This is a genomic window from Aestuariispira insulae, from assembly GCF_003385955.1.
In the GTDB taxonomy this organism is placed as follows: domain Bacteria; phylum Pseudomonadota; class Alphaproteobacteria; order UBA8366; family Aestuariispiraceae; genus Aestuariispira; species Aestuariispira insulae.
Genome location: NZ_QRDW01000003.1, coordinates 138,380 through 162,557 on the forward strand (window position 1 = coordinate 138,380; position 24,178 = coordinate 162,557).

The 24,178-nt window shown below is 54.6% G+C and carries 22 protein-coding genes; 11 read left to right on the forward strand and 11 right to left on the reverse strand.

Going from position 1 to position 24,178, the window contains the following annotated elements; translation table 11 throughout:
- Positions 1-26 precede the first annotated feature (26 nt).
- Complete coding sequence (locus DFP90_RS09525; protein ID WP_115936237.1) at positions 27-1,268, reverse strand: MFS transporter; 1,242 nt, start codon at positions 1,266-1,268, stop codon at positions 27-29.
- A 117-nt stretch (positions 1,269-1,385) separates the two neighbouring features.
- On the opposite strand from DFP90_RS09525, the gene DFP90_RS09530 reads away from it, so the two are divergent.
- Entirely contained in the window at positions 1,386-2,312 is a 927-nt protein-coding gene (locus tag DFP90_RS09530; protein WP_181905278.1) for a LysR family transcriptional regulator, read from the forward strand.
- Here the strand turns inward: DFP90_RS09530 and DFP90_RS09535 are convergent.
- From DFP90_RS09535 to DFP90_RS09545, 3 genes are read right to left on the reverse strand one after another with little or no spacing between them, the layout of a single operon-like run.
- Positions 2,309-3,163: a class I SAM-dependent methyltransferase gene (locus DFP90_RS09535; protein WP_115936239.1), complete on the reverse strand. Its 855-nt coding sequence runs from the start codon at positions 3,161-3,163 to the stop codon at positions 2,309-2,311. The genes DFP90_RS09530 and DFP90_RS09535 overlap by 4 nt on opposite strands.
- A gap of 43 nt (positions 3,164-3,206) precedes the next feature.
- The gene (locus DFP90_RS09540; protein ID WP_115936240.1) at positions 3,207-4,052 is read right to left on the reverse strand and encodes an MBL fold metallo-hydrolase; all 846 of its coding nucleotides are present in this window, start codon (positions 4,050-4,052) and stop codon (positions 3,207-3,209) included.
- A 42-nt stretch (positions 4,053-4,094) separates the two neighbouring features.
- Positions 4,095-4,781, reverse strand: a complete 687-nt coding sequence (locus DFP90_RS09545) for a response regulator transcription factor (protein WP_115936241.1) — start codon at positions 4,779-4,781, stop codon at positions 4,095-4,097.
- 95 nt (positions 4,782-4,876) lie between these two features.
- Here DFP90_RS09545 and DFP90_RS09550 point away from each other — a divergent pair, with 95 nt between their 5' ends.
- Both DFP90_RS09550 and DFP90_RS09555 read left to right on the forward strand, forming a co-directional pair.
- Complete coding sequence (locus DFP90_RS09550) at positions 4,877-6,154, forward strand: hypothetical protein (protein WP_115936242.1); 1,278 nt, start codon at positions 4,877-4,879, stop codon at positions 6,152-6,154.
- A gap of 70 nt (positions 6,155-6,224) precedes the next feature.
- The gene (locus DFP90_RS09555) at positions 6,225-6,734 is read left to right on the forward strand and encodes a L,D-transpeptidase family protein (protein WP_115936243.1); all 510 of its coding nucleotides are present in this window, start codon (positions 6,225-6,227) and stop codon (positions 6,732-6,734) included.
- 21 nt (positions 6,735-6,755) lie between these two features.
- Here DFP90_RS09555 and DFP90_RS09560 read toward each other — a convergent pair whose 3' ends face one another.
- Entirely contained in the window at positions 6,756-7,433 is a 678-nt protein-coding gene (locus tag DFP90_RS09560) for a YggS family pyridoxal phosphate-dependent enzyme (protein ID WP_115936244.1), read from the reverse strand.
- A 400-nt stretch (positions 7,434-7,833) separates the two neighbouring features.
- Here DFP90_RS09560 and DFP90_RS09570 point away from each other — a divergent pair, with 400 nt between their 5' ends.
- The 5 genes from DFP90_RS09570 (at position 7,834) to holA (ending at position 13,790) form a co-directional block, all read left to right on the forward strand.
- Positions 7,834-8,925, forward strand: a complete 1,092-nt coding sequence (locus DFP90_RS09570; protein ID WP_115936246.1) for a porin — start codon at positions 7,834-7,836, stop codon at positions 8,923-8,925.
- 165 nt (positions 8,926-9,090) lie between these two features.
- The gene (locus tag DFP90_RS09575; RefSeq protein ID WP_245957020.1) at positions 9,091-9,567 is read left to right on the forward strand and encodes a DUF3576 domain-containing protein; all 477 of its coding nucleotides are present in this window, start codon (positions 9,091-9,093) and stop codon (positions 9,565-9,567) included.
- A 126-nt stretch (positions 9,568-9,693) separates the two neighbouring features.
- The gene (gene leuS / locus DFP90_RS09580) at positions 9,694-12,252 is read left to right on the forward strand and encodes a leucine--tRNA ligase (protein ID WP_115936248.1); all 2,559 of its coding nucleotides are present in this window, start codon (positions 9,694-9,696) and stop codon (positions 12,250-12,252) included.
- Positions 12,239-12,751 carry an LPS assembly lipoprotein LptE gene (gene lptE / locus DFP90_RS09585; RefSeq protein ID WP_115936249.1) on the forward strand — a complete coding sequence of 171 codons (513 nt, stop codon included), beginning with the start codon at positions 12,239-12,241 and terminating at the stop codon, positions 12,749-12,751. The genes leuS and lptE overlap by 14 nt, the downstream gene beginning before the upstream one ends.
- Positions 12,752-12,755: 4 nt before the next feature.
- Positions 12,756-13,790, forward strand: a complete 1,035-nt coding sequence (holA, locus tag DFP90_RS09590) for a DNA polymerase III subunit delta (protein ID WP_115936250.1) — start codon at positions 12,756-12,758, stop codon at positions 13,788-13,790.
- Between the two features lie 104 nt (positions 13,791-13,894).
- Here the strand turns inward: holA and DFP90_RS09595 are convergent, their stop codons facing one another.
- The 6 genes from DFP90_RS09595 to DFP90_RS09620 form a co-directional block, all read right to left on the reverse strand.
- Complete coding sequence (locus DFP90_RS09595) at positions 13,895-14,830, reverse strand: ParB/RepB/Spo0J family partition protein (RefSeq protein WP_245957021.1); 936 nt, start codon at positions 14,828-14,830, stop codon at positions 13,895-13,897.
- Positions 14,827-15,651, reverse strand: coding sequence for a ParA family protein (locus tag DFP90_RS09600; protein WP_115936251.1), 825 nt, complete (start codon positions 15,649-15,651; stop codon positions 14,827-14,829). The genes DFP90_RS09595 and DFP90_RS09600 overlap by 4 nt, the downstream gene beginning before the upstream one ends.
- The gene (gene rsmG / locus DFP90_RS09605) at positions 15,611-16,258 is read right to left on the reverse strand and encodes a 16S rRNA (guanine(527)-N(7))-methyltransferase RsmG (RefSeq protein WP_115936252.1); all 648 of its coding nucleotides are present in this window, start codon (positions 16,256-16,258) and stop codon (positions 15,611-15,613) included. The genes DFP90_RS09600 and rsmG overlap by 41 nt, the downstream gene beginning before the upstream one ends.
- Complete coding sequence (gene mnmG, locus DFP90_RS09610; RefSeq protein WP_115936253.1) at positions 16,255-18,123, reverse strand: tRNA uridine-5-carboxymethylaminomethyl(34) synthesis enzyme MnmG; 1,869 nt, start codon at positions 18,121-18,123, stop codon at positions 16,255-16,257. The genes rsmG and mnmG overlap by 4 nt, the downstream gene beginning before the upstream one ends.
- 198 nt (positions 18,124-18,321) lie before the next feature.
- Positions 18,322-19,653: a tRNA uridine-5-carboxymethylaminomethyl(34) synthesis GTPase MnmE gene (gene mnmE, locus DFP90_RS09615; RefSeq protein WP_115936254.1), complete on the reverse strand. Its 1,332-nt coding sequence runs from the start codon at positions 19,651-19,653 to the stop codon at positions 18,322-18,324.
- A gap of 100 nt (positions 19,654-19,753) precedes the next feature.
- Positions 19,754-20,026: a DUF6489 family protein gene (locus DFP90_RS09620; protein WP_115936255.1), complete on the reverse strand. Its 273-nt coding sequence runs from the start codon at positions 20,024-20,026 to the stop codon at positions 19,754-19,756.
- Positions 20,027-20,207: 181 nt separating this feature from the next.
- On the opposite strand from DFP90_RS09620, the gene DFP90_RS09625 reads away from it, so the two are divergent.
- From DFP90_RS09625 to DFP90_RS09635, 3 genes are all read left to right on the forward strand, one after another.
- A complete protein-coding gene (locus tag DFP90_RS09625) occupies positions 20,208-22,226 on the forward strand; it encodes a thioredoxin domain-containing protein (protein WP_245957022.1) in 2,019 nt (672 codons plus the stop codon).
- Between the two features lie 34 nt (positions 22,227-22,260).
- Positions 22,261-23,232, forward strand: a complete 972-nt coding sequence (locus DFP90_RS09630) for a quinone oxidoreductase family protein (protein ID WP_115936257.1) — start codon at positions 22,261-22,263, stop codon at positions 23,230-23,232.
- A 194-nt stretch (positions 23,233-23,426) separates the two neighbouring features.
- Positions 23,427-24,023 carry a DUF3108 domain-containing protein gene (locus tag DFP90_RS09635; RefSeq protein WP_115936258.1) on the forward strand — a complete coding sequence of 199 codons (597 nt, stop codon included), beginning with the start codon at positions 23,427-23,429 and terminating at the stop codon, positions 24,021-24,023.
- The last annotated feature ends 155 nt before the right edge of the window (positions 24,024-24,178 follow it).

A 24,178-nucleotide genomic window follows, 5' to 3' on the forward strand; every position in this document is an offset into this window, starting at 1 on the left:
TCCTGAAATTTAGCCCTGAACATTCCTTAATGTGCAGGATCAACGACCTGCGACCGCTTGATATCGAAAGGCATGAAGCAGGCAACACAGGATATCACCAGCAAACCCACCAACAACCACAGCCCCATCACCGGGCTGGCCTGGCCGACCAGCAGGGTGACCGCGCCGATCATCAGGGCTTTGACCAACTGCATCAAGGCAGGCAGCGCGGTCGACACACGGCCCAGATAGCGCGGTTCGATATGGTTCATCATCCAACTGTTGCGGCTGATCCGGATGATGCTGTTGGCCGTGCCCAGGAAAATAGCCATCCAGACCAAGGTTACCTCGCCTGGCCAGATCGCTTGCAGGATCATCACCGTGGTGAAAAGAACCATACAGCTATTGATCATCAGTCTATTGGTATAGCGGCGCGCCAGGAATGGGACCAGCAGGCCCGCCATAACCGCACCGCCGCCAAACATCATCTCATAAAGCGCCAGTTCCTGGACGCTGGCCTGCACCACCCGCACCAGCAGAACGGGCAGGAGGAAATTATTGGTCTGGACACAAAGATAGGGCATGAAGCTGCCGCACAAGAATAGGAACCGGCCTGGATGATGGATCAAATGGCGCAGACCGCCAAAAAACCCTTCCCAATAGCCATCAACCGAGGGTTCCGCCACATGGTTCGCGTTTTCCCCCATGTTCTTTCTCTTCAACAGGCCAACCAAAACGGTTGACCCGGCAAACAATGCCATATTGACCAGGATGATCTCGGCAAGGCTCCATCGGTCCAGCATCAAGGCCGCAACACCGCCGGTGATCACCGCCGCCAGTTGGCCCTCGATTTCGATCACCGAATTCAGCGCCTGATAGCTTTTTGGGTCATAGTTTTCCTGGATAAAGGCGGTCCTGGCCCCCTGGTTCAGCATTAAAAACAAGCTAGAGAGCATGAAATAAGCCGATAAAAGCCAGCTGATCGCATTGTCCCCGGCGGGTGCCAGCAACAGCATCGCCGCCAGGATAAGCAGCATCACCAGCCGGAAGGCAACCAGAACCCGTTTCCGGTCATAGCGATCGATGAAAACCCCCAGGAAAGGGCCGGTCAGGAAAATCAGGAAGTAAGCAAGAAAGGCGATAAAACCAAAGCGGGCCTCGCCACCAGGCTGGTTGATCAGAAGCCAGGGAATGGCAATCAGCGCGATCCCATAGCCCATGGAGGTCAGAAGATTGGCCCCGACCAGCAGATATACATTTCGATCACGGAACAAACTAGATTGGAACATGAGCCATACTCCGCGGCAGAGGTTCTTAAAAGAGTTCCGAAACAGCTATTCCTTTTCTCCATGATGCATAATATGTATAAATCCGGAACTTATTTTTCTTTTTCGGAAATAATCATCATGCGCCGCAGTTTTGACCGGCACCATCTCATGACCGTGTTCCAGTCCGTTGCCCGGCAGGGCAGTTTCAGCCGGGCAGCCAGGCATCTGGGATTACCTGTATCCTCGGTCAGCAAGTCGGTAACCAGCCTGGAAGACAGCCTTGGGATCAAACTGATCTATCGCACCACCCGCCATCTCAGCCTGACCGACGAAGGCCAACGGTATCTTGGCAAGGTCGATCAGATCCTGAACCTGATCGACGATGCGGATGATGAAGTGAGAGGATCCCAGGGACAGCCTGCCGGACGCCTTCGGATTGTGGCCCCCACCATCTGGGGCCAGTTCCGCCTGGCTCCGGCCTTGAGCCGTTTCATGATGCTCTATCCGGATATCAAGCCGGAATTATGGCTGGAGGACCGCACCCTTGATCTGGCGGAAGAGGGGATTGATGTGGCCTTCCGGCCAAAGCTTACACCCGCTGACCAGGATCATTTCTGCCGGCCCTTGCCGCCCTCCCGGCAAAGGCTGGTGGCATCACCCGGCTATATCGCGGGAAACCCGATGCCGCTCGCCACACCGGAAGACCTGCTGCACCATCGGACCCTGAGCTACCAGGGCCATGACCGGGTCGCCCCCTGGCAGTTTTGGGATGACGAAGGTAACAGCCATTCCATCAAAACCGACCCGGTTTTAGGGTCCAACAATTATGGCGTGGTTCTGCAGGCGGCCCTGGACGGGGTCGGCATCGCCAGGCTTTACGATTATATCACGGAAAAAGCCCTCGACAGGGGAGAGCTGATCCCTTTGCTCACCAAATATCAGCAACCGGAAAGGGATCGATATCTGGTCTACCAGCAACGCCGTGTCGGCTCTGCCAAGCTGGCGGCTTTCCTGGATTTTATTGAAACCGAATTGGGGACAAAAACCGCTTACGGCGCGGGTTAGCGCCGTTTGCGCAACCAGATGCTGGTTTCATAGGCGCTATCCGGCTTATGCAGGGAAGAGGCCACCGATTGCCCCACCGCATCCTTCATCCGGCTGGCAACATAGTGCGAAGACCATTCAAGATCATATCCACCCCCGGTGATCATCGGCACAACGCCCTGTTGTTCGTTGTAATTCCGCCAGTCCCAAAGAACCGGATAATCATCCGGCAGGGTGATATCATGGATATGCACCAGCACCCCGTCCGGCAGTGACGGCATCACATGATTGAACAACAGATCCACATCCGTACCCGGCATCAGGATATGGCTTGAATCAATGAATAAGACATCCCCGGCTCCCAGCTGGTCGAAAATCGACAAATCAACCTGCTGCACCGGTTTGTTGATGATCGCAACCCCCGGCAGCGCCCGGATATCGGCACGCGGCGCCGGATCAATCGCCGTGATTTCGGTCGCCAGCCCTTCATCCGCCAGCGCCCGGGCCATGAAGCGGGTCGAATGGCCGGATCCCACTTCAATGATGCGGCCGGGTTTAAAACGCCGGACAAGCGCATATGCCATGGCCCCATCCAGCCTTGGAAACCAATCCTGTTCAAATCTTGGGGCCGGCGGTTTGGTACCATGAAACCCATTCAGGTCGTCGGCATATTCCGAAAGGGCATCGAGATGTCCCTGAAACCGGTCTTCCGCCGCCCGACAGATCTCGGCCACGCTCCGGTAAACCGGCCTATGACCGGCCTGCAGATCGCTGGCCGCATAGCGATAAGGAATGAAATAGCCCTGTTTCGACCACCCCAGAACGGTTTTGAGGCCGAGTTTCATCCGGCGCCATTTCTTGGAAAAAGACATAGAATTTTACCTTCGGGAGCAAACGGGGCTGATAAGACGCCTGTTACAATGTGAGGGTTTCCCCCTCTTTGGCAACAATCGTACCGGGGCGGACTTTTTCAACTTCCGCAGCGATGCCATCCATGAAAACATCGTTATGGGAGGGATCATGGTGGAATACAACCAAACGGCCTACATTAGCCGCATCTGCCAGCCGGACGCCTTCCGACCATGTGGAATGGCCAAAGCCGACAAACCGGTCAAATTCCTCATCTGTATATGTTGAATCATAAATTATCAGATCGGCATCCTGAACCAGATCCAGGATATTCTGATCGGGTCGGCCTGGCACATGTTCGGTATCGGTGATGTAGCAGACACTTTTCCCTGCAAAATCAACACGATATCCGGTTGCCCCATTGGGGTGATTAAGCGGTGCTGTCCGAATTTTGATGCCATCACCCACATCTGGCGGGCTCTGGGGCTCGAAATCATGAAAGGCCACATCCGCCTGGAAAATCTCCGGCGGGATCGGAAATAGCGGCGGTGCCATCATATCGGACAGGGTTTGTTTCAACGTCCTGTTCGGCAGAAGATGCCCCGCCCATAGCCGCACCTGGTTCCCTGGAATATGAAGCGGCGCAAAAAACGGGATACCGACAATATGATCGAGATGGGTATGGGTCAGCAAAAGATCCACCGGCAATTCGGATGGCACCGGCTCGGTCATGATTTTGCGCCCCAGGTTGGGCAACCCCGTGCCACCGTCAAAGATCAGGCGCTTGTTTCCGCACATCACTTCCAGGCAGGAGGTGTTGCCGCCATAGCGGATCGTATCTGGCCCGGGACAGGCGATTGAGCCCCGGGTTCCCCAAAAGGTAACGGACAGATTGTTATTTACCTCAGCCACTACAGGCCGCCTCCCGATTGCTTACTGCCCCAGAACCATGGTTTACGGCACCAATTTGTAGCCACCTGGCTCTGTCACCAGGATCTGGGCATTGCCTGGATCCCGCTCGATCTTCTGACGCAACCGGTAAACATGGGTTTCAAGGGTATGGGTCGTCACACCGGCGTTATAACCCCAGACTTCTCCCAGTAGGGTATCGCGGGCGATAACTTTTTCCCCGGCGCGGTAAAGATATTTCAAAATGGCGGTTTCTTTCTCCGTCAGCCGGACCTTTTGATTGTTATCCTCATCCATCAGGATTTTCTGGGACGGTTGGAAAGAATAGGGGCCGATGGCAAAAACCGCGTCTTCACTTTGCTCATGGGTGCGCAATTGCGCCCGAAGCCTGGCCAGCAGAACATTCAGACGGAACGGTTTGGCCACATAATCATTGGCCCCGGAATCCAGGCCCAGGATCTGATCGGAATCGGAATCATGGGCGGTCAGCATGACGATCGGGCATTTCACATCATTACGCCGCATCAGGCGGCAGGCCTCACGCCCATCCATATCAGGCAGTTCAACGTCGAGCAGCACCGCATCGAAATGTTCCGACTTGGCCTTTTCAATACCGTCCTTGGCATTGGCGCATTCCGTTGTCAGGAATTCTTCATGCAGTTGGAGCTGTTCTGCGAGCGACTGGCGCAACGCGTCATCATCATCAACCAGCAGGATTTTTTTTCCGGTCATTCATCCACCCGTAGAAGCCTGATTTTCCCGGCGGCAGCTTTTGACCTGCAACCGCACGGCAATATCTCTCATATTTCATTGGACGCTACTTTACCATGGCAATTGGCCATGGCGAGAGTAAAACGTGGAATCAACCGCTTATCAAGGGTTTGCCCTATATCGTGACGATACAGGGTGAGCAATCATCCCCGCTTGGCACCGGCTTTGCATCTTCTTTCCGCGAGGAGATTGAGACAATGCTGAACAGCCCGTCAAGCTATGACCGGATTGCTGCGCCGTGGTCGCTGATGACACCGGAACCGCCGCGCCTTTCCCCACCAAATGCTCAAGCCGTTGAAAAAAGCGGGACACAATCCAATACCAAGGGTCCTACGCCGGTAGACGGGAAGGATATGTTTGGTGAGGATGGCCTGTCCTTTTCCGATTTCTTGGACGTGATCAACCCGCTGCAGCATATTCCGTTGGTATCCTCGCTCTACCGGGCCGTCACCGGCGATGAAATTTCACCGGGGGCCCGGATGGCCGGGGGCACCCTCTATGGCGGCCCCATCGGTCTGGCAGGGGCGGTTGTGGTCAATGCCATGGAAGAACATTCCGGATCCAGCGTTGAAGAACGGATGCTGGCATTGTTTGATTCAAATGACAAAAAAGACACAGCGGCCAAACAGATAGCGGAAACGGAAACCGCTACCGAAACGGCTGTTTCCCAGCCGACAGTTACAACAAGCGGCAACGAATCCGCCATTGTTGATCTCGATCCTGAGATGGCGGCCAGATTGAATGCATTCATCACCGCCAGCGGCGGCAACCGGACCGCCCGGGCTCCGAGCCAGGCAGCGGCGGGCCAGCCAGCAACGGGAATTGCGCCCGGTTCCGTTGATTTCAGCCATCTGGTCCCCAAGCCTGTGCCAATAACCGGCAATCCCGAACCCGCGCCCGCCAATCCTATGAATATGGCGGCCAATTCTGCCGCACCGGCAACCGGGGAAACGATTGCGTCTCCCTCCGCCAACCCGATCCCGGCTTTGTCATCCCGGTCCAGATTATCGCCGGATATCGCACAGCAACTGGCCCGTGTGGTCCATCGACGCCGGGCCCTGGGACAGGAACAACTGCACAGCCAAAATCCACCACCTGGCATTGGCACTTCCACCGAAAATCCGGGATCTTCCGCAGCCACCAAGCCTGAGCGATCGGCCCCTAACGCTCCGCAGACTGCTGCTTCCACACAGCAGGCGCCTATTAAAAAACCGGAGCGGACGAAGAATGATCAGGTTCCATCCTACATGCCGGACCCGGTTCCCCTGCAAAATGTTCCGGAAGCCATGAAAGCGGCATTGGAAAAATATCAGGCCATGCTTTCCAAGCCCTGATGGATCAGCAAGATTAGACTGACGCGGCAAATAATGTCTCTTGAAGTAGGCCTAGAGTCAGGAAACCCCTATGGATTACCAATCACTTATATATGTTGATGGCAACGGATTGACCATGCCGGACGGCCATTTGGTCAAATGCGCGTTGGGGCGCGGCGGGATCGGTCCGAAATCCGGGGAAGGGGACGGCATAACACCCGTTGGTACATGGCCCATGCGCCGTTTCCATTACCGGGCGGATCGGATCCAAAAACCGATAACCGGCCTGGAAGGGCGGGCCATCGCCCCCGATGACGGCTGGTGCGATGCATCCGACCATCCGGATTATAACCGCCTGGTGAAGCTGCCCTTTCCGCACAGCCATGAAAAAATGTGGCGCGAGGATCGGCTCTACGATCTTGTCATTGAACTGGGTTATAACGATGATCCGGTTATACCGGCAGGTGGCAGCGCGATTTTTATGCATGTCGCCAGGCCAGATTTCAGCCCGACCGAAGGCTGTGTCGCCTTGCCGATCGAAGATCTAAACAAACTCATCGGCCATTGCGGACCCGGCACGCAGTTGGTCATCCGTTGTTAATCCGCCAGGCCGCTTCCCACTTCAGGTGGAATAGTCCCGGGCACCGAAGATAGCAGACCCCACCCGGACATGGGTGGCACCAAATTGCACGGCAACATCAAAGTCACCGCTCATGCCCATGGATAGCTGAGTAAGGCCGTTGCGCCGGGCGATCTTGCGCAGCAACGCAAAATGCAGGGACGGTTCCTCATCCACCGGCGGAATGCACATCAAACCGGTGACGGGCAAGTTCAACTCATCCCGGCAATAGGCGATAAACTCATCCGCTTCCTTCGGGAGGACGCCCGCCTTCTGATCCTCCTCACCGGTATTGATCTGGATAAAACAGGTCGGACGCTTTGCCTGTTTTTCCATTTCCGAAGCCAACGCACGGGCCAGTTTCGGGCGATCGACTGTTTCGATCACATCAAAAAGCTCAACCGCCTGCCGGACCTTGTTACTTTGCAGCGGGCCAATGAGATGCAGCTCGATCCCATCAAATGCCGCGCGCAATCCCGGCCATTTGGATTGGGCTTCCTGCACCCGGTTCTCCCCAAAGACCCGATGGCCTGCGGCCAGGGTCGGATGAATGGCATCCGCGTCAAAGGTCTTGCTAACCGCCACGAGCGTGACCTCTGCTGTTTCTCGATCAACCGAAGCCGCTGCGGCATTGATTGCCGCCACAACCTCATTCAATTGTTCAACCGCATATTCGGCCATCACACCCTCACCTGATAAATACTAATATATGATGCGTCGGATTGTTGGATCTCGATCACAGGGCAAAAACCGGCATAAGGGCCCTTCCCCCCCCCTGGAGAACCTTTCCAGATTGTTTCAATCTAACAAATGCCTTTCCAGGATCAAGCGAAAGCACAATCTGGTCCGGGCCAATCAAAATGCCCGCAAATTCTTCTGGTTTTGCCCCGAATACACTTTGTTGCAATTTTGCCACAGGTGATTTCAAAAGCTCTCAAACCCCCATCAACGCCGTTGCAGTGGGAAAGCAGTCCCGGTAATTAAGATGGCGGAAGCAGGTTATGCGATGTGGTTATCGCTTGCTGTGCTTCGAATGAACAAGGTCTTAATTGTCGTAGACCACACGTTTTGGAGATAAATAATGCGCAAAACTCTTCTGGCGACCTCTGCCCTGATCGCAGCTGGCGTACTGAGCGGCCAGGCAATGGCTGAAGTTAAACTGACCATCAGCGGCGGTGCTAAATACGAAATCGATTTCGTTTCCGACGACGCTGGTTCCGGCGGCACCGAAGTTGACGATCAGAGCGTTAAAGAAGGTCGTTCTTCCACTCAGATCTTCTTCACCGCTGAAAACACCGCCGACAACGGCCTGACCTACGGTTACAAATTGGACCTGCGTCCGAACTCCACCGCAGACTCCTCCGCTCCGAACACCGATGAGTCCTACATGTACTTCTCCGGTAACTGGGGTACCTTCCACATCGGTCAGGACGACAACGTCATTGACAACCAGGTTGTAACCGGTGCTGACGTACTGGCTGGCGCTGCTGGTTTCGACGGTTCCATCGGTACCCGCGGTTCCCACATCGGTACCGCTAAAGTAGCTCCGGACCTCGCCACCTCTGAAGGCGACGATTCCAAAGTTGCTTACTACTCCCCGAAATTCTCCGGTTTCCAGGTTGCTGTTTCTTACGCTCCTGAAGTTGGCGGCGCATCCACCCGCGACAACATTGTTGCTTCCGCCATCAACTACTCCGGCGAATTCGGTGACGTAAACGTTTCCGGTGGTGTTGGTTACCTCTTCGGTGATCACGACGCTGACCAGCAGGACTACGAAGGTCTGCAGGCTGGTTTGAATGTTGGCTTCGGCGCATTCTCCTTCGGCGCTGGTTACACCACTGACTTCGACTCCGTTGTTTCCAACGCTAGCACCCTGACCCCGATCGCTTCCACTTCTACCGCTTCCGGCGCAGAAACCTGGGACTTCGGTGTTGCTTACAACTACGGCGCTGGTAAAGTTTCCCTCGGTTACCTGTACTCTGAAGCTGACGACGGCGCTAACGGCACCGACAACGCTCAGGTATTCGTAGTCGGCGCTGACTACAACGTTGCTGAAGGTCTGGTTGCTTACGGTGAATTCCAGTACAGCGAATCCGAAGACGACTCTGCAGCTGCTAACGCTGACGAATACGAAGCTTCCGCTTTCGTAATCGGTACCAAACTGAGCTTCTAATTTTTAGAAACTTAGTCTGAGTTTTAAGGGCCGGGGGCATCAACAAGAGTTGATGCCCCCGATCCTTTTTGGCTACTATACGGCCCGAACTGTCTTATCCCTTTAACGGTGCCCAATCTTATGCCGATTTTCCGCATTCTATTTTTGACTTTCATTACTCTTTTTATGGCTTCCTGCACTTATGAAGGTGTCGAACCGGTCAGGGACAAAAATGAAAAAAGAGCCGACCAATCCGGCAAGCTCTTTGGCGAAGGCCTATCCTCAACCAATCTGCTGAGCAACGATAGTGACAGCGCCAACGGCGGCGGTGTTTCGGTCAACAGTTTCCTGTGGCGTGCATCGCTCGATACACTTTCATTTGTGCCGCTTTCCCAGGTCGATCCCTTTGGTGGCGTGATCATTACCGATTGGTACAGCCCGCCGGAAACACCGAATGAGCGCTTCAAACTGAATGTCTATATCCTGACTCGCCAATTGCGCTCAGATGGCATCCGCGTTTCGGTCTTCAAACAACAACAGGTTGCTGTCGGCGTTTGGCGAAATATCACGGTGAATGAAAAAACCGCGGCACAGTTGGAAAACTCGATCCTGACCCGCGCCCGTCAAATGCGGATCAGCTTTGACCAAGGCCAGGTTGAATAACGGCCGGGACTGTCGAAACGACGGTCCGGATCGGCACAAGACCGGTCCATTTTTTTGTATTTTCAGGCTGTGGGCCTAGATTGAACGGCCCGCGGCTTCTTTTGTTGAGCAGGATTAAGCGCGATCATGGTTCAGTATAACTTCTCCGATGTCGAAGCCCGCTGGCAGGAAACCTGGCAGGACCAGAAGGCATTTGAAGTCAAAACCGACAAAACGAAACCGAAATACTATGTTCTGGAGATGTTTCCCTATCCCTCCGGTCGGATCCATATGGGGCATGTTCGCAACTATACTCTCGGTGACGTGGTTGCCCGCTATAAACGCGCACGGGGCTTTAACGTGCTCCATCCGATGGGTTGGGATGCTTTTGGCCTTCCGGCGGAAAATGCCGCGATCGAAAATAATGTTCCACCAGCGAAATGGACGCGGGAAAACATCGCTTCCATGCGCGCGCAGCTCTCCAAACTGGGATTGAGCCTGGACTGGTCGCGGGAAATCGCAACCTGTGAACCTGACTATTACCGTCATGAACAAAAGATGTTCCTGGATTTCCTGGAAGCGGGCCTGGCCTACCGCAAGGAAAGCCTGGTCAACTGGGATCCAGTGGAAAACACTGTGCTGGCAAACGAGCAGGTGATTGACGGCAAGGGCTGGCGCTCCGGCGAGCCGGTGGAAAAACGCCGCCTGTCCCAGTGGTTCTTGAAGATCACCGAATATGCCGATGAATTGCTGGCCGGTATCGAGACCCTGGAACGTTGGCCGGACAAAGTCCGGACCATGCAGCGCAACTGGATCAACCGGTCAGAAGGGGCCAGGGTCTTTTTCGAACTCAAAGGCCGCGAAGACCGACTGGAAGTTTTCACGACACGCCCGGATACGCTTTATGGCGCATCCTTCTGTGCCGTTTCCGCCAATCATCCTCTGGCGGAGGAATTATCCAAGGATAATCCGGCGTTACAGGCCTTTATCGCCGAATGCAATCGCCTTGGCACAAGCGAGGAAGCGATTGAAAAAGCAGAGAAATTGGGTTTTGACACGGGTCTGAAGGTTAAACATCCCTTCGATCCCGCATGGGAACTGCCCGTCTATGTCGCCAATTTCGTTTTGATGGAATATGGCACAGGCGCGATCTTTGCCTGCCCCGCCCATGATCAGCGCGATCTGGATTTCGCCCGCAAATACAACCTGCCGGTAACCCCGGTTGTCTGCCCGAAAGGTGAGGAATCGATTGAAATCGGGTCCGAGGCCTTTGTCGGCGAGGGAACCATCATCAATTCCGACTTCCTCAATGGCCTTGGTGTCGATGATGCCAAAACCGCGGCTATTGCAAAATTGCAGGAGCAGGGCGACGGTGAAGGCACGATCACCTACCGTCTGCGCGACTGGGGTGTTTCCCGCCAGCGCTATTGGGGCTGCCCGATCCCGATCATCCGTTGCGGCACCTGCGGCGATGTGCCTGTGCCGGCCAAGGATCTGCCTGTGCAATTGCCTGAAGATGTCAATTTTGACAAGCCGGGCAACCCGCTGGACCACCATCCGACCTGGAAACATGTCGATTGCCCGAAATGCGGCAAAGCGGCCGAACGTGAAACCGACACTTTCGATACCTTTTTTGAAAGCTCCTGGTATTTCGCCCGGTTCTGCGATGCCGGAAATGAAGAAATCGCCTTTAACAAGGAAGATGTCGATTATTGGCTCCCGGTCGATCAATATGTCGGCGGCATTGAACATGCGGTCCTGCATTTGCTCTATTCCCGCTTTTTCACCCGGGCCTTGCAAAAATGCGGATATCTGAGCTGTGATGAGCCGTTTGACGGCCTGTTCACCCAGGGCATGGTCTGTCATGAGACCTATAAGGATACCCAGGGTAAATGGTTGTTCCCCAACCAGGTCCAGAAAATCGGTAAGGACGCCGTGAAGATCGGCAGCGACGAGCCGGTAAAGGTCGGTCAATCGATCAAAATGTCCAAATCCAAGAAAAATGTGGTCGATCCGGAAGATATCGTCGCCACCTACGGTGCCGATACCGCCCGCTTCTTCATGCTGTCCGACAGCCCGCCGGACCGTGATCTGGAATGGACTGAATCCGGTGTGGAAGGGGCCTGGCGCTTCATAAATCGCCTCTGGCGCATGGTAACGGCATCCGATGGCACCGTGGCTACCAAAGGGGCCGAACAGCCCTCCAGCCTCTCTCCAGAGGCAGATGCCATTTTGCGTGCAACCCACAAAACCATCGACGGCATTTCCGGGGATCTGGAAAAATTCCATTTCAACCGTGCCGTGGCCCGGATCCGGGAATTCACCAACCAGGTTGGCGAGTTGAAGGGCATGGGCGAAGACTGCGCCTGGGTCCGCCGGTTTGCCTTTGAGACCCTGACCCAGTTGATTGCCCCCATGATGCCCCATTTGGCGGAGGAACTCTGGCTTGAACTGGGGTATGACGGCGGACTGTCCAGCCAGCCCTGGCCACAAGCGGATTCATCCCTGATTGTCGATGAATTGGTAACCTTGGGCGTGCAGGTAAACGGAAAGATGCGGGCAAAAATTGAAATGCCGATGGATTCCGATGAAGCAGATGTCCGTGAAACAGCCCTGTCCCAGGAAAATGTTCAGCGCGCCCTTGATGGCAAGGAACCGCGCAAGGTAATCGTCGTCCCCAATAGGATCGTCAATGTTGTGGCATAAACTGAAAACGGGCTTATTTGCCCTTATTCTAGTCTCCTTGGCTGGTTGCGGCTTCAAACCGCTCTATGGCAATGGTGGCGGGAACGATACCGACTCCCGCCTTTTGCTCCAACAGGTGCAGATTGAATTGATCGCCGATAAGGAAGGCCAGATTCTCCACAATCATCTGCTTGATCGGTTCAATCCGCGAGGACGGCCGCAGAAACCGAATTATTTTCTATCGTCTGAGCTGACCATCTCGACCGCAAGCCTCGGTGTGACAAGGGACGATAATACGACCCGGCAGAAACTGACCGTAACCTCCAGGTTTTCCTTAAGGAATAAACAAGGCGAGAGCATCGAGTTTTCTGTGAGCCGCGTGAGCGGGTATAGCGAAACCCAGTCGGAATATGCCACCTTGGTTGCAAAGGAAGATGCCGTCCACCGCTCGTTGAGGGAAATTGCCAAAGATGCAAGGGCCCGCGTTGCGGCATTCCTAAAATCCGGGGAATTGGGATAAGATTGTGAAAATCCCAGCCGGCAAAGCAGACCATTTTGTTAAGAACCTGGATCCCGCCATTCGCGCTGTCCTGATCTATGGGCCGGATGGCGGCTTGGTGCGAGAGCGGGCCGAATTTGCCGCGAAATCAGTTGTGCCTGACCTTACCGATCCGTTCCTGGTTGCTGACTTGACCACAGAAACCCTCAAATCCGATCCCGGTCGTATTCTGGATGAGGCGGCAACAATCGCGCTAACCGGCGGCCGCCGCGTGGTCCGGGTGCGTGATGCCGACGACGGGGCCTCTGCGGCCATCACCGCTTTTCTCGATGATCCAGTCGGTGATGCCCTGGTCGTGGTTAGCGCCGGCGATCTTGCCGCAAAATCAAAACTGCGCAAGGCGTTTGAAGGGTCGAAATCCGCCGGTGCCGCCATTCCCTGCTACAGCGACGACGGCCAATCCCTGGACGCCCTGATTCGAACCACCATGCGCAAAGCCCAGATCCGGATTTCTGAAGATGCGCTGGGGTATCTTTCGGCCCATCTGGGCGCCGACCGGGCGCTGAGCCGCGGAGAGTTGGAAAAACTGGTGCTCTATGCTGGCGAGGGGGGCGAACTTGCCATCGATGACATTATCGAAGCGACCGGTGATAGTTCGGTCTATGGCATTGATACCGTGATTTACGCCGCTGCCGATGGTGACGCCAGGACGGTGGATGCCACCCTGGCAAAGATGTGGGCGGACGGCACCAATGCGGTCGCTCTGCTGCGCTCCATGTCCAACCATATCCTGCGCCTGCAACAGGTGATTGCCGAGCGGGACGGAGGCAAACCCGTAGACGCTGCCATGAAATCCCTACGGCCGCCGATTTTCTGGAAGATGGAACGCCGGTTCAAGGCCCAGTTGGGCTTATGGGATAAAAAACTCTCCGCCACGGCACTCGATCTGCTGCTCAAGGCAGAGGCCGACTGCAAAAAAACCGGTATGCCTGATCAGATTATCTGCGGTAGGGCCCTGCAACAAACCGCCGCCATCGCAAGGAAGCGACAGCGGCGTTAAGTTATTGTCGTTTTGGATTTATGCGTCTTGATTATCCAGCCACCCTGGCAAGGGACTGGAGCTACCGAAACCAGACACATATTGTTCCGGTAGCGTTTTATTAATTACATTTCAACAACTTCACTATCAGATTCAGCCGCCGCCGCGGCACGCATGCCACTCAGCCGCTCAATCACCTCATCCAGCTGGTCCAATGAGCTATATTCGATGGTCAATTTTCCTTTGGAGCCTTTATCCTCAATATGAACCTTCATACCGAGATTTTCGGCCAGGGAATGTTCCAGCGCTTCCACATTGGGATCCCGATCCACGGCTTTGCGGATCTTTTTCAGCGCCTTTTCCGGTCGGCCCTGCTTGGCCAGCTTCTCGGTTTGGCGGACATTCAGGCCCTTTTTAATCACCTCATGGGCCAGATCCTCGGCATTGGAGATCCCAATCAGCGCCCGACCATGCCCGGCGGTGAGCAAACCATCGTCAATCATGCTTTTGATCTCGTCCGGCAATTGCAGCAGACGCATCGTATTGGCTATATGAGAGCGACTTTTGCCCAAGACCTTCGCGAGAGCATCTTGGGTATGCTGAAATTCATCGATAAGTCTTTGATAACCTTCAGCTTCTTCCAGTGGTGTAAGATCCTCCCGATGAATGTTTTCGATCAATGCCAGTTCAAGAGTATCAGAATCCGACAGATCCTTGATCAGAACAGGCACTTCATGAAGCTGAGCCCGCTGGGCCGCGCGCCAGCGCCGTTCACCGGCAACAATCTCATAGGCATTGGTCTGGGTCGGATGACGGCGCACAAGGATCGGCTGGAGAATGCCCTTTTCCTTCACCGAATTAACCAGGCCTTCAATCGCGGAATCGTCAAACCGCTTACGCGGTTGATCCGGATTGGCTTTCAGGAATTCGACAGGAACCATTTTGGACAGCCGGAGCGCTTCTTCCCCGACATCGCTGTCAGCCGGCAGATCATCGCCCAGAAGGGCGGAAAGCCCCCGTCCCAGACCATGACGCCGTTTTGTTTCTTCAGCAGCCATCATGCGGACAACCTCCTCTCGCGTTTCAATATTTCGCTGGCAAGGTGGATATAGGCGCGCGAACCGCGGCAATTCACATCATAAAGCAAGACCGGCTTGCCATGACTGGGTGCCTCGGATACCCGGACATTGCGCGGGATCACGGTTTCATAAACCTTGTCACCGAAATATTCGCGCACATCAGATGCCACCATATCGCTCAGGTTATTGCGCTTGTCATACATGGTCAGCACCACACCCTGGATATCCAGCTTGGGATTGAACGCGCGCTTGACCCGCTCAATGGTACGGATCAGGTGGCTCAAGCCCTCCAGGGCATAAAATTCGCATTGCAGCGGCACCAGTACGGCATCGCAGGCGCAAAGCGCATTCAAGGTCAACAGCCCCAGGGCAGGGGGGCAATCGATCAGAATAAAATCAAACTCTTTCTCAACGCTTTTTAGGGAATCCTTCAGGCGGTATTCGCGCCGATCATAGTCGATCAATTCGATTTCCGCGCCGGACAGATCCATATCGCTGGGGATGAGGGACAGATTGGGTACATTGGTTTTTACCACGCCATCAATCGCCTGGGTGCGACCGACGATCATGTCATAGGATGTCACCGTCCGATCAGGAGACGGAATCCCCAGGCCGGTGCTGGCGTTACCCTGTGCGTCAATATCAACAATCAGTACACGCTTGTCACATGCGGCCATGGCGGTCGCCAGATTCACCGCCGTCGTCGTTTTGCCGACGCCGCCTTTCTGGTTGGCAATGGCGAGAATACGCGCCTTGCCATCCTTATTCGGCTTGGTGATCTGTTCCGGTAATTTCGCGAACATCTGAAAACCCCTTTATGAAGAGTATCGAGCCTTCCGAATCGGTTCGGCTGGGAATTCGATATTCTTTTATATGCCATATATAATTTGCTTCCGTCAATTCCTCTTTAATTCGCTTTCCTTTGAGAAAAATACACGGAGCTTGTGGTTTTATCAGGGGTTTGGCGTAAGTCAGTAAGTCCTTGATAGAAGCCAATGCTCGCGCGGTGCAAACGTCAGCTTCCAGGTTTTTAACAGTTTCGATGCGTTTATTGTGGATGGTCACGGGGGTGTCAGTGGCCCGGGCCACCTCCCTCAGAAAAGCGCATTTTCGACCATCTGATTCGATCAGGTGCACATCCGGCACGCCCAGGATAGCCAAAACCAGACCGGGAAATCCGGCACCGCTGCCAATATCAACCAACCGTTCGACAGTATCGGGGATATGTTCAAAGACCTGGGCAGAATCCAACATATGGCGTTCCCAAAGATCGGGTATGGTCTTCGGCCCGACCAAATTGATCTTCTTCTGCCATTTTTCCAACAATGCCGCGTAGGTTTTCAGTTTCTCCAGTGTTTCACATGAAACATCGGTGAGTGCCTGGAACGCATCCGCGGTCATAGTGGTCATGCAGCTTCGGCCTTTTGTTTTTTCACATAGCGGAGGAGGGCGACCAATGCCGCCGGGGTGACACCGGGAATACGCGATGCCGCCCCCAAGGTGGCCGGCCGGGTATCACCCAGTTTTTGTTGCATCTCATTCGACAGCGCGCCGACCTGGGAATAATCCAAATCATGGGGCAGCGCGAGATTTTCATCCTTTTTAAAGGCCCGGATATCCGCTTCCTGCCGCTCGATATAGCTGGCATAGCGTCCGTCAATCTCAAGCTGTTCGGCAATATCAAACCGCATGCCCGCCAGTTCCGGAAAGACCGATGACAGTTTTTCCACAGTCATCTCCGGCAAGGCCAGCAGATCATGCGCCGATCGGACAACCCCATCTTTATTGATGGTCAAACCGCGTTTTTCCAATTCATTGGGACTGGCCTTCAAAGACCTAGCGAGGGAACGCGCTTCATTCAGAGCTAGTTCCTTGCTTGCCCAAAATGTTTGACGCTCCCGACCGATACAGCCAATTTCCAGGCCAAGCGGGGTCAGGCGCTGGTCCGCATTATCCGCACGCAGGCGCAACCGATATTCAGCCCGGCTGGTGAACATCCGATAGGGTTCATTGGTCCCGCGCGTGATCAGATCATCAATCAACACACCAATATAAGCATCCGAGCGAGAGAGAATGAAGGCCTCACGACCATCGGCGCTGAGCGCAGCATTGAGCCCCGCCATTAATCCTTGCGCAGCCGCCTCTTCATATCCGGTAGTGCCATTAATCTGTCCCGCCAGATAGAGGCCCTTTAACTTATGAGTCTCCAAGGTCTGGCTCAATTCACGCGGATCCACATAATCATATTCAATGGCATAGCCCGGCTGCAGCATCACCACATTTTCCAAACCCGGGATCGTGCGCAGGAAATCCAGTTGCACCTCTGCCGGCAGGGAGGTGGAAATACCATTGGGATAGACGGTATGATCGTCGAGCCCCTCGGGCTCCAGGAAAATCTGGTGCCGCTCTTTATCGGCAAATCGTACAATCTTATCTTCGATTGATGGGCAATAGCGAGGACCGGTCCCTTCAATCTGGCCGGAATACATCGCCGACTTATCCAGATTATCCCGGATCACCGCATGGCTTTTGGCATTGGTAAAGGTTATATGGCAATCGATCTGTGGTGTCGTGATGCGATCCGTCAGATCCGAAAACGGCCTGGGATCCCGATCACCCGGCTGAGCGTCCAGGATGGAATAGTCAATGAACCGCCCATCCAGCCGAGCAGGGGTGCCAGTCTTCAACCGACCCAGATTAAACTGATATTTTTCCAATGTAGCCGACAAGCCCATGCAGGGTGCATCGCCAACCCGGCCAGCCGGGATTTTTTCCATCCCCATATGGATCAGCCCGCGCAGGAATGTACCCGTAGTCAGCACAACGGTCGGCGCGAGAAAAGCCACACCATCAGCGGACAGCACCCCTTGGATCCGATCATCACTTTCATCGATGATAAAATCCTCTACCGCAGCTTCCCGGATTTCAAGATTTTCGGTCCCAGCCAATTCATCCTGCATCGCCTGCAGATAGAGCTTGCGGTCCGCCTGGGCACGCGGCCCCTGAACCGCCGGCCCTTTGGACCGGTTCAGCATGCGGAACTGAATCCCACCCTTGTCGATACACCGGCCCATAATGCCATCCAGGGCATCAATCTCCCGAACCAGATGGCCTTTGCCCAAACCGCCAATAGCCGGGTTGCAGGACATGGCGCCGATTGTGTCCGAACGATGAGTCAGCAATAGGGTGGACGCCCCCATCCGCGCAGCCGCCGCGGCTGCTTCGCACCCGGCATGACCGCCGCCTACAACAATCACATCCCATTTATTTTGCATTTGGAATCGGTTCCGTCGCACATGTTCCTTGACCGGGGAACATACCGAAAAGTGTGGTTATCCACAAGCCGCTTTGGCGACGGACTCCAATAATTTTACACTTGATGTTTCACGTGAAACATCGGTGCTTGGAAACTCAGACGAACCGGAAACAACCCACACACGATGTTTCACGTGAAACACTGGAATTTCACACTATCATTTGCCGATACAGAAATCGCGGAAAATGACATCTAAAAGTTCTTCAACACCCACCCGCCCGGTGATACGGCCGACCGCGCGAAGTGCCATTCTGAGATCCTCCGCCGCCAAGGACACCTCCGGCGCCGTAAGTGCTCGTGCCAGATTCTCACGAGCCTCCACCAGGGCTGATCGATGTCGCTCCCGCGTGATGACAGGCGCTTCGGTCAAGCCAAAACGACTTTCCACCAAACTACCAATGTTAGCCAGCATTTCGGAAACGCCGGAACCATCCTTCACAGATATTTTGACGTTGTTTTTGGGTGCCAACGGGCCAGAGATGCCATCTGTACGGTCTGTTTTATTGAATACAACTAGATCTGCTACTTCCATATAACGCGCAATATCACCGCGTTCAGCATTTGTCGGGTCTGACAGATCAACCACCAAAACACAGATATCCGATCTCTCAGCGGCCTCAACAGCCCGGCGCACACCTTCCTTCTCAATCACATCGTCGGTATCGCGCAATCCGGCGGTATCGGAAACCACCACTGGAAAACCGCCCAGGTCCAGATGCACTTCCAATACATCCCGGGTGGTGCCGGCAATGTCGGAAACGATCGCCGCTTCTCGCTGAGCCAATAAATTCAGCAGACTGCTTTTGCCGGCATTCGGCGGACCGATCAGCGCGATATGAACACCATCGCGAAGACGCTCTCCACGCCGGTTATCATTCAGATGATTGTCGATAAGCGCGATTAGTTCGCTGATTTGTGGCTTGGTTTCTTGTCCGATATCATCGGGCAAATCCTCGTCCGCAAAATCAATTTCCGCCTCATAATAGGCAAGAATCCTAGTAATACGCTCGGCCCATTGATGATAAAGGTCACCCAACTCTCCTTTGACCTGACGCAGCGCCTGTTGGCGTTGGGCCTCCGTCTCCGCGTCGATGAGATCGATCACCCCCTCAGCCTCGGTCAGATCCATCTTGCCATTACCAAAAGCGCGTTTGGTAAATTCTCCGGGTTCCGCCATCCGCAGGCCTGGCTGCCGGTCCAGAACCTGAAACAGTCGCTGTTGAATGGCCCTTCCACCATGAATATGGATCTCAGCCACATCCTCACCGGTATAACTGGCCGGTGCACAGAACCGCAGCACCAAACCGTCATCAATCAATTCATCATTGTCAGGATCGCGCAGCCAGGCCCGGACCGCTTTTCGGGGTGAGGGGAGTGTACCCCCCAGCAGCGCGTTCAAAACCATGTCGGTATCCGGCCCGGAAATCCGGATCACCGCCACACCAGCCCGGCCCTTGCCGCTGGCCAATGCGTAAATTGTCTGCGCCATCTTCGTCACTCACATTTTTTCAACAGGAAACCGCCTGAACCATCTAGGCGCTGTATATAGTCTGGAACCGGCAGGACACAAGCCAGACTCGGCTGAAGAATTAACCCTTCTTGCCACTCTCGTCCTTCGGGTATCCGCCCATCTGGCTCCAGAAGGATTGCATCATCTTGCCCATTCCTTCCATCGCGGTACCTTCAAACCCGGGCGCCATCCACTGTTTTATCAGTTTTTCCGCATCCATCCCCCCCATGGCTTCCATCATGCGCCGTTCCATTTCAGCCATCATCTTGTCCTGCAGGGGAGCCACATCCGGCAATCCCAGAAATCGTCGGGCTTCTTCCGGCGTGCAATCCACATCAATGGTCAGTTTCATCGGGCGCTCCTTTGGAGGTGAAAAGATCGGGATCCGGCCTCGCCCGATCATACATGCAAAGATATAATTTCCCAGCGGCGCTGTAACGCCTTTGTAAAGCTTAAGCCATCTTCTATAACTATGCCATAAGGCGCTTCAAAACGGCCCTGCCGAACCACATTAATGAACAGGAATGCGCATAATGGCCAATCCGCTGTCTCAGGAAACCAGCCCCTATCTTCTACAGCATCAGGATAACCCGGTTCACTGGTATCCCTGGGGGGAAAAAGCACTCGACCTGGCCCGATCGGAAAATAAGCCTATTCTCCTTTCTGTCGGGTATGCCGCCTGTCATTGGTGCCATGTCATGGCCCATGAAAGCTTTGAAAACCAAGCTATCGCTGATCTGATGAACCGCCATTTCATCAATATCAAAGTAGATCGGGAAGAACGACCGGATATTGATAGCATTTATCAATCCGCGCTTGCCATGATGGGGGAGCAGGGAGGATGGCCCCTCACGATGTTTCTAACACCCGATGGCGAACCTTTCTGGGGTGGCACTTATTTTCCGCCGGAACAGCGCTGGGGCCGTCCCGGTTTTCCCGATATTCTTACCGCCATTTCCCAGACTTACCAGCTGGAACCGGACAAAATTACTGCCAATGTTTCCTCTTTACGGGGCGGCCTGGAGAGACTATCCACGCCCCGGAACGGCGATATGCCGGGACGGCTGGAGAGGGACCAGATCGCCTACAGCATCCTGCCGCATTTTGATGCTCACCACGGCGGTTTTGGCAGCGCGCCAAAATTCCCGCAAGCCAGCCTGCTGCGCCAGCTGTGGTATGCCGGCAAACGCACCGGGGATAAAAAGTTATCCGCGCCGGTATTGCAGGCTTTGGAAGCCATGTGTCACGGCGGGATATATGACCATCTGGCCGGGGGATTTGCCCGCTATACCGTGGATGAGGCATGGCTGATCCCACATTTCGAAAAGATGCTCTATGACAATGCCCAACTGATTGAATTGCTGACATTGGCATGGCAGGAAACAAAGCAACCGCTTTTTGCCAGCCGAATTGAAGAGACCATTGCCTTTCTCCTGCGTGATATGCTGGAAGAGACAGGCGGATTTGCCAGCAGTTTTGATGCCGATAGCGAAGGGGAAGAGGGCCTCTTTTATGTCTGGGAAGAAGTAGAAATAGATGGGATCCTGGGCAAGGATGCGCCAGCCTTCAAAAAACTCTACAACGTGACCGCTGCCGGGAATTTCGAAGGGCGGAATATCCTCAATCGCCTGTCTAGCGAGAGCCGGCCCTACAGTCCGGATCAGGAAAAGCACATGGCTCCGCTGCGGGCAAAACTCTTGGCCGTTCGGGAAAAGAGGGTCTGGCCCGGCAAGGATGACAAGGTCCTGGTCGATTGGAATGGCATGACTATCAAGGCACTGGCATTTGCCGGTCGGGTTTTTGATCAACCATCATGGATCAATGCGGCGGATCATGCCTTCCAGTTCATCCTCAATCATATGATGGAAGGAAAACGCCTGTTGCATAGCTGGCGCGATAACCGCGCCCAACATACCGCGATCCTGGATGACTATGCCCATATGATGCAGGCTGCCATCGCCCTTTACCAGGCCACGGGAAAAACCACCTATCTGGATCACGTGGAAAACTGGTTCGAAATCATCGAAACCCATTATCATGATCCCAATGGAGCCTATTTCCTGACCGCAGATGATGTGACCAATCTCATCTGCCGGACGAAAACAGCTATGGACCAGGCCGTCCCCTCCGGCAACGGCATTTTGGTGGAAGCCTTAACCGCATTCTATTGCCTGACCGGAAAAACTCTTTACCGGGAACGCGCTGAAGAGATCATAACGACCTTCTCCGGCGAGTTGAATCAGCGCGGTTTCAGCTTCTCCAACCTGCTCACCGGAGCTGAGTTTCTCGAGAACCCGATCCAAATGGTACTGGCGGGTGATCCGACGGATCCGACGGCAAAATCCTTTATTTCTGCTATTTCTTCGGCTTCCCTACCGCTGAACATTCTTGATTTCACCGGCCCCGATCGGCAACTGCCCGACAGCCATCCGGCCCATGGCAAAGCCATGATCGATGGCAAGGCAACCCTTTATCTGTGTCAGGGACCGGTTTGCTCCGCACCGATCACCAAGATCAATGACCTTGAAAAGGCTCTGTCAGCCCTCAAGTAGAGTGAAACAACTTTTTCAGGGAACAAATATACAGATGACAAAAGCTTATCGACTACACCGGACCGGCGGCCCCGAAGTCCTCTCCTTTGACGAGGTGGAAGTGGGCGCGCCCGGACCCGGTGAGGTCCGCCTGAAACAAACCGCCGTTGGCCTGAACTATATCGACGTCTATCACCGGACCGGCTTATATCCCCTGGAACTGCCAAGTGGGATCGGTCTGGAAGCCGCTGGTGTGGTGGAAGCCGTCGGGGAAGGGGTCACGGGCTTTACCCCCGGTGACCGTGTTGCTTATGCCGGTCCGCCGATCGGTGCCTATGCCGAAGCCCGTCTGATCCCGGCGAAAGCCATCGTCAAGCTGCCGGACAGCATTGATGATATCCAGGCTGCCGGCATGATGCTGCAGGGCATGACCGTGGAATATCTGATCCACCGCACCTATCCGGTAAAGGCCGGGGATACAGTTCTCTTCCACGCAGCCGCCGGAGGGGTTGGTCTCATCGCCTGCCAATGGCTGAAACAGCTGGGTGCAACAGTGATCGGCACCGCCGGTTCGGAAGAAAAAGCCGCCTTGGCAAAAGCCCATGGCGCGGATCATGTTATCCTCTACAAGCAGGAGGATATTGCAAAGCGCGTGCGCGAGATCACCGACGGTGCCGGCGTCCCGGTTGTTTATGATTCCGTTGGCAAGGATACTTTTGAAGCGTCCCTGGACAGCCTGTCTGTGCGCGGCATGATGGTATCCTTCGGTAATGCCTCCGGGCCGGTGCCCCCGTTTGATCCGGGCATCCTCTCCGCCAAGGGGTCGCTCTATTTCACCAGACCATCCCTGATGGCTTACATTGCCAAACATGATGAAATGCTGACGGCGGCGGACCGCCTGTTCACAGCTGTTGATAAAGGTCTTTCCATCAATGTGAACCAGACCTATCCGCTGAGCGAGGCGGCGGAGGCCCATCGGGCCCTGGAGGCGCGTGAAACCACCGGATCGACTGTTTTCACCGTCTAAGATGACCAAGAGTGCCGCTGGGTTATGCACCAGCGGCACTCTTTTTCTCTCCCCATAATAGGCCCAACAATTGCAAACAGATTTCCACGTCCTGATCCGGCATCCGGTCTCTGACGTAAAAACGGTGAATTCCATTCCACGCGATTAAATCCTGAGGTAGGATCAGGTGAACCGGTCAGGGAGGGTCACGCCAAATGAATGTCCCGTCCAGAATCCATCACCATCTTCGGAACGGCCTTTTTTGTGCTGTCGCCCTGCTTGGTACTGCCCTGCCTCATGCTGCATCCGGTCAGAAATTATCGCTAGAATATGAGATTTATTTCGGCGGGATGCATTTTGTCTCTTCCTCCGTGCTGCTGGAAAGAGGGACCGAGGATTACCTCATCAAAGCAACGGGCCAATCCCGGGGTATGTTTGATCTCTTCATCGGCTGGGAAGGCTCCGCCGTCAGCGCGGGGAGGATAACCAATCAGGGGCTGATTCCGGACTATCACCAGAATGAAGGGCAGTGGAAAGGACGGAAACGGGAAATCCGACTGGACTATGACCCTGAAAACGGACCTTTGGTTACCAAACTTCTTGAAACCGAACAGGACGATGCCCCGGAAGTGACAGAGGTGGACCCGGACGCGGTAAAGGATACCTACGACCCCATCAGCACCATCCTGGACCTGGCGCTGAAACTGCAAGGAAACGGTTGCGCTGCTGAACGCGAGATCTATGACGGTCGGCGTCATTACCGTATCCATATGAGCGATGCTGGTACAACCGTGATCAAGCCTTCTGACTAAAGCAGCTATTCAGGGCCTGCGAAAAAATGCGCACTGGAAGTCGAACGGCTCGGCGGTTTTATCAAAAACCCGTCACGGATGGGCCAGAACCCGCGCAATCGCATGATTTTCATCGCCAAACCGGAAAAGGCGCCGCTACCGCTACCGGTGAGAGT

What these genes read in the sequence shown, in the direction of transcription:
- lptE (WP_115936249.1), top strand. Translation starts at nt 12,239, where the DNA reads ATGTTGTGGCATAAACTGAAAACGGGCTTATTTGCCCTTATTCTAGTC.
- DFP90_RS09620 (WP_115936255.1), bottom strand. Translation starts at nt 20,026, where the DNA reads ATGAAACTGACCATTGATGTGGATTGCACGCCGGAAGAAGCCCGACGA.
- DFP90_RS09630 (WP_115936257.1), top strand. Translation starts at nt 22,261, where the DNA reads ATGACAAAAGCTTATCGACTACACCGGACCGGCGGCCCCGAAGTCCTC.
- DFP90_RS09635 (WP_115936258.1), top strand. Translation starts at nt 23,427, where the DNA reads ATGAATGTCCCGTCCAGAATCCATCACCATCTTCGGAACGGCCTTTTT.
- DFP90_RS09525 (WP_115936237.1), bottom strand. Translation starts at nt 1,268, where the DNA reads ATGTTCCAATCTAGTTTGTTCCGTGATCGAAATGTATATCTGCTGGTC.
- DFP90_RS09555 (WP_115936243.1), top strand. Translation starts at nt 6,225, where the DNA reads ATGGATTACCAATCACTTATATATGTTGATGGCAACGGATTGACCATG.
- mnmE (WP_115936254.1), bottom strand. Translation starts at nt 19,653, where the DNA reads ATGGCGCAGACAATTTACGCATTGGCCAGCGGCAAGGGCCGGGCTGGT.
- DFP90_RS09535 (WP_115936239.1), bottom strand. Translation starts at nt 3,163, where the DNA reads ATGTCTTTTTCCAAGAAATGGCGCCGGATGAAACTCGGCCTCAAAACC.
- DFP90_RS09560 (WP_115936244.1), bottom strand. Translation starts at nt 7,433, where the DNA reads ATGGCCGAATATGCGGTTGAACAATTGAATGAGGTTGTGGCGGCAATC.
- DFP90_RS09600 (WP_115936251.1), bottom strand. Translation starts at nt 15,651, where the DNA reads ATGTTCGCGAAATTACCGGAACAGATCACCAAGCCGAATAAGGATGGC.
- DFP90_RS09570 (WP_115936246.1), top strand. Translation starts at nt 7,834, where the DNA reads ATGCGCAAAACTCTTCTGGCGACCTCTGCCCTGATCGCAGCTGGCGTA.
- DFP90_RS09625 (WP_245957022.1), top strand. Translation starts at nt 20,208, where the DNA reads ATGGCCAATCCGCTGTCTCAGGAAACCAGCCCCTATCTTCTACAGCAT.
- mnmG (WP_115936253.1), bottom strand. Translation starts at nt 18,123, where the DNA reads ATGCAAAATAAATGGGATGTGATTGTTGTAGGCGGCGGTCATGCCGGG.
- DFP90_RS09530 (WP_181905278.1), top strand. Translation starts at nt 1,386, where the DNA reads ATGCGCCGCAGTTTTGACCGGCACCATCTCATGACCGTGTTCCAGTCC.
- DFP90_RS09595 (WP_245957021.1), bottom strand. Translation starts at nt 14,830, where the DNA reads ATGATGGCTGCTGAAGAAACAAAACGGCGTCATGGTCTGGGACGGGGG.
- leuS (WP_115936248.1), top strand. Translation starts at nt 9,694, where the DNA reads ATGGTTCAGTATAACTTCTCCGATGTCGAAGCCCGCTGGCAGGAAACC.
- DFP90_RS09545 (WP_115936241.1), bottom strand. Translation starts at nt 4,781, where the DNA reads ATGACCGGAAAAAAAATCCTGCTGGTTGATGATGATGACGCGTTGCGC.
- rsmG (WP_115936252.1), bottom strand. Translation starts at nt 16,258, where the DNA reads ATGACCACTATGACCGCGGATGCGTTCCAGGCACTCACCGATGTTTCA.
- DFP90_RS09550 (WP_115936242.1), top strand. Translation starts at nt 4,877, where the DNA reads ATGGCAATTGGCCATGGCGAGAGTAAAACGTGGAATCAACCGCTTATC.
- DFP90_RS09575 (WP_245957020.1), top strand. Translation starts at nt 9,091, where the DNA reads ATGGCTTCCTGCACTTATGAAGGTGTCGAACCGGTCAGGGACAAAAAT.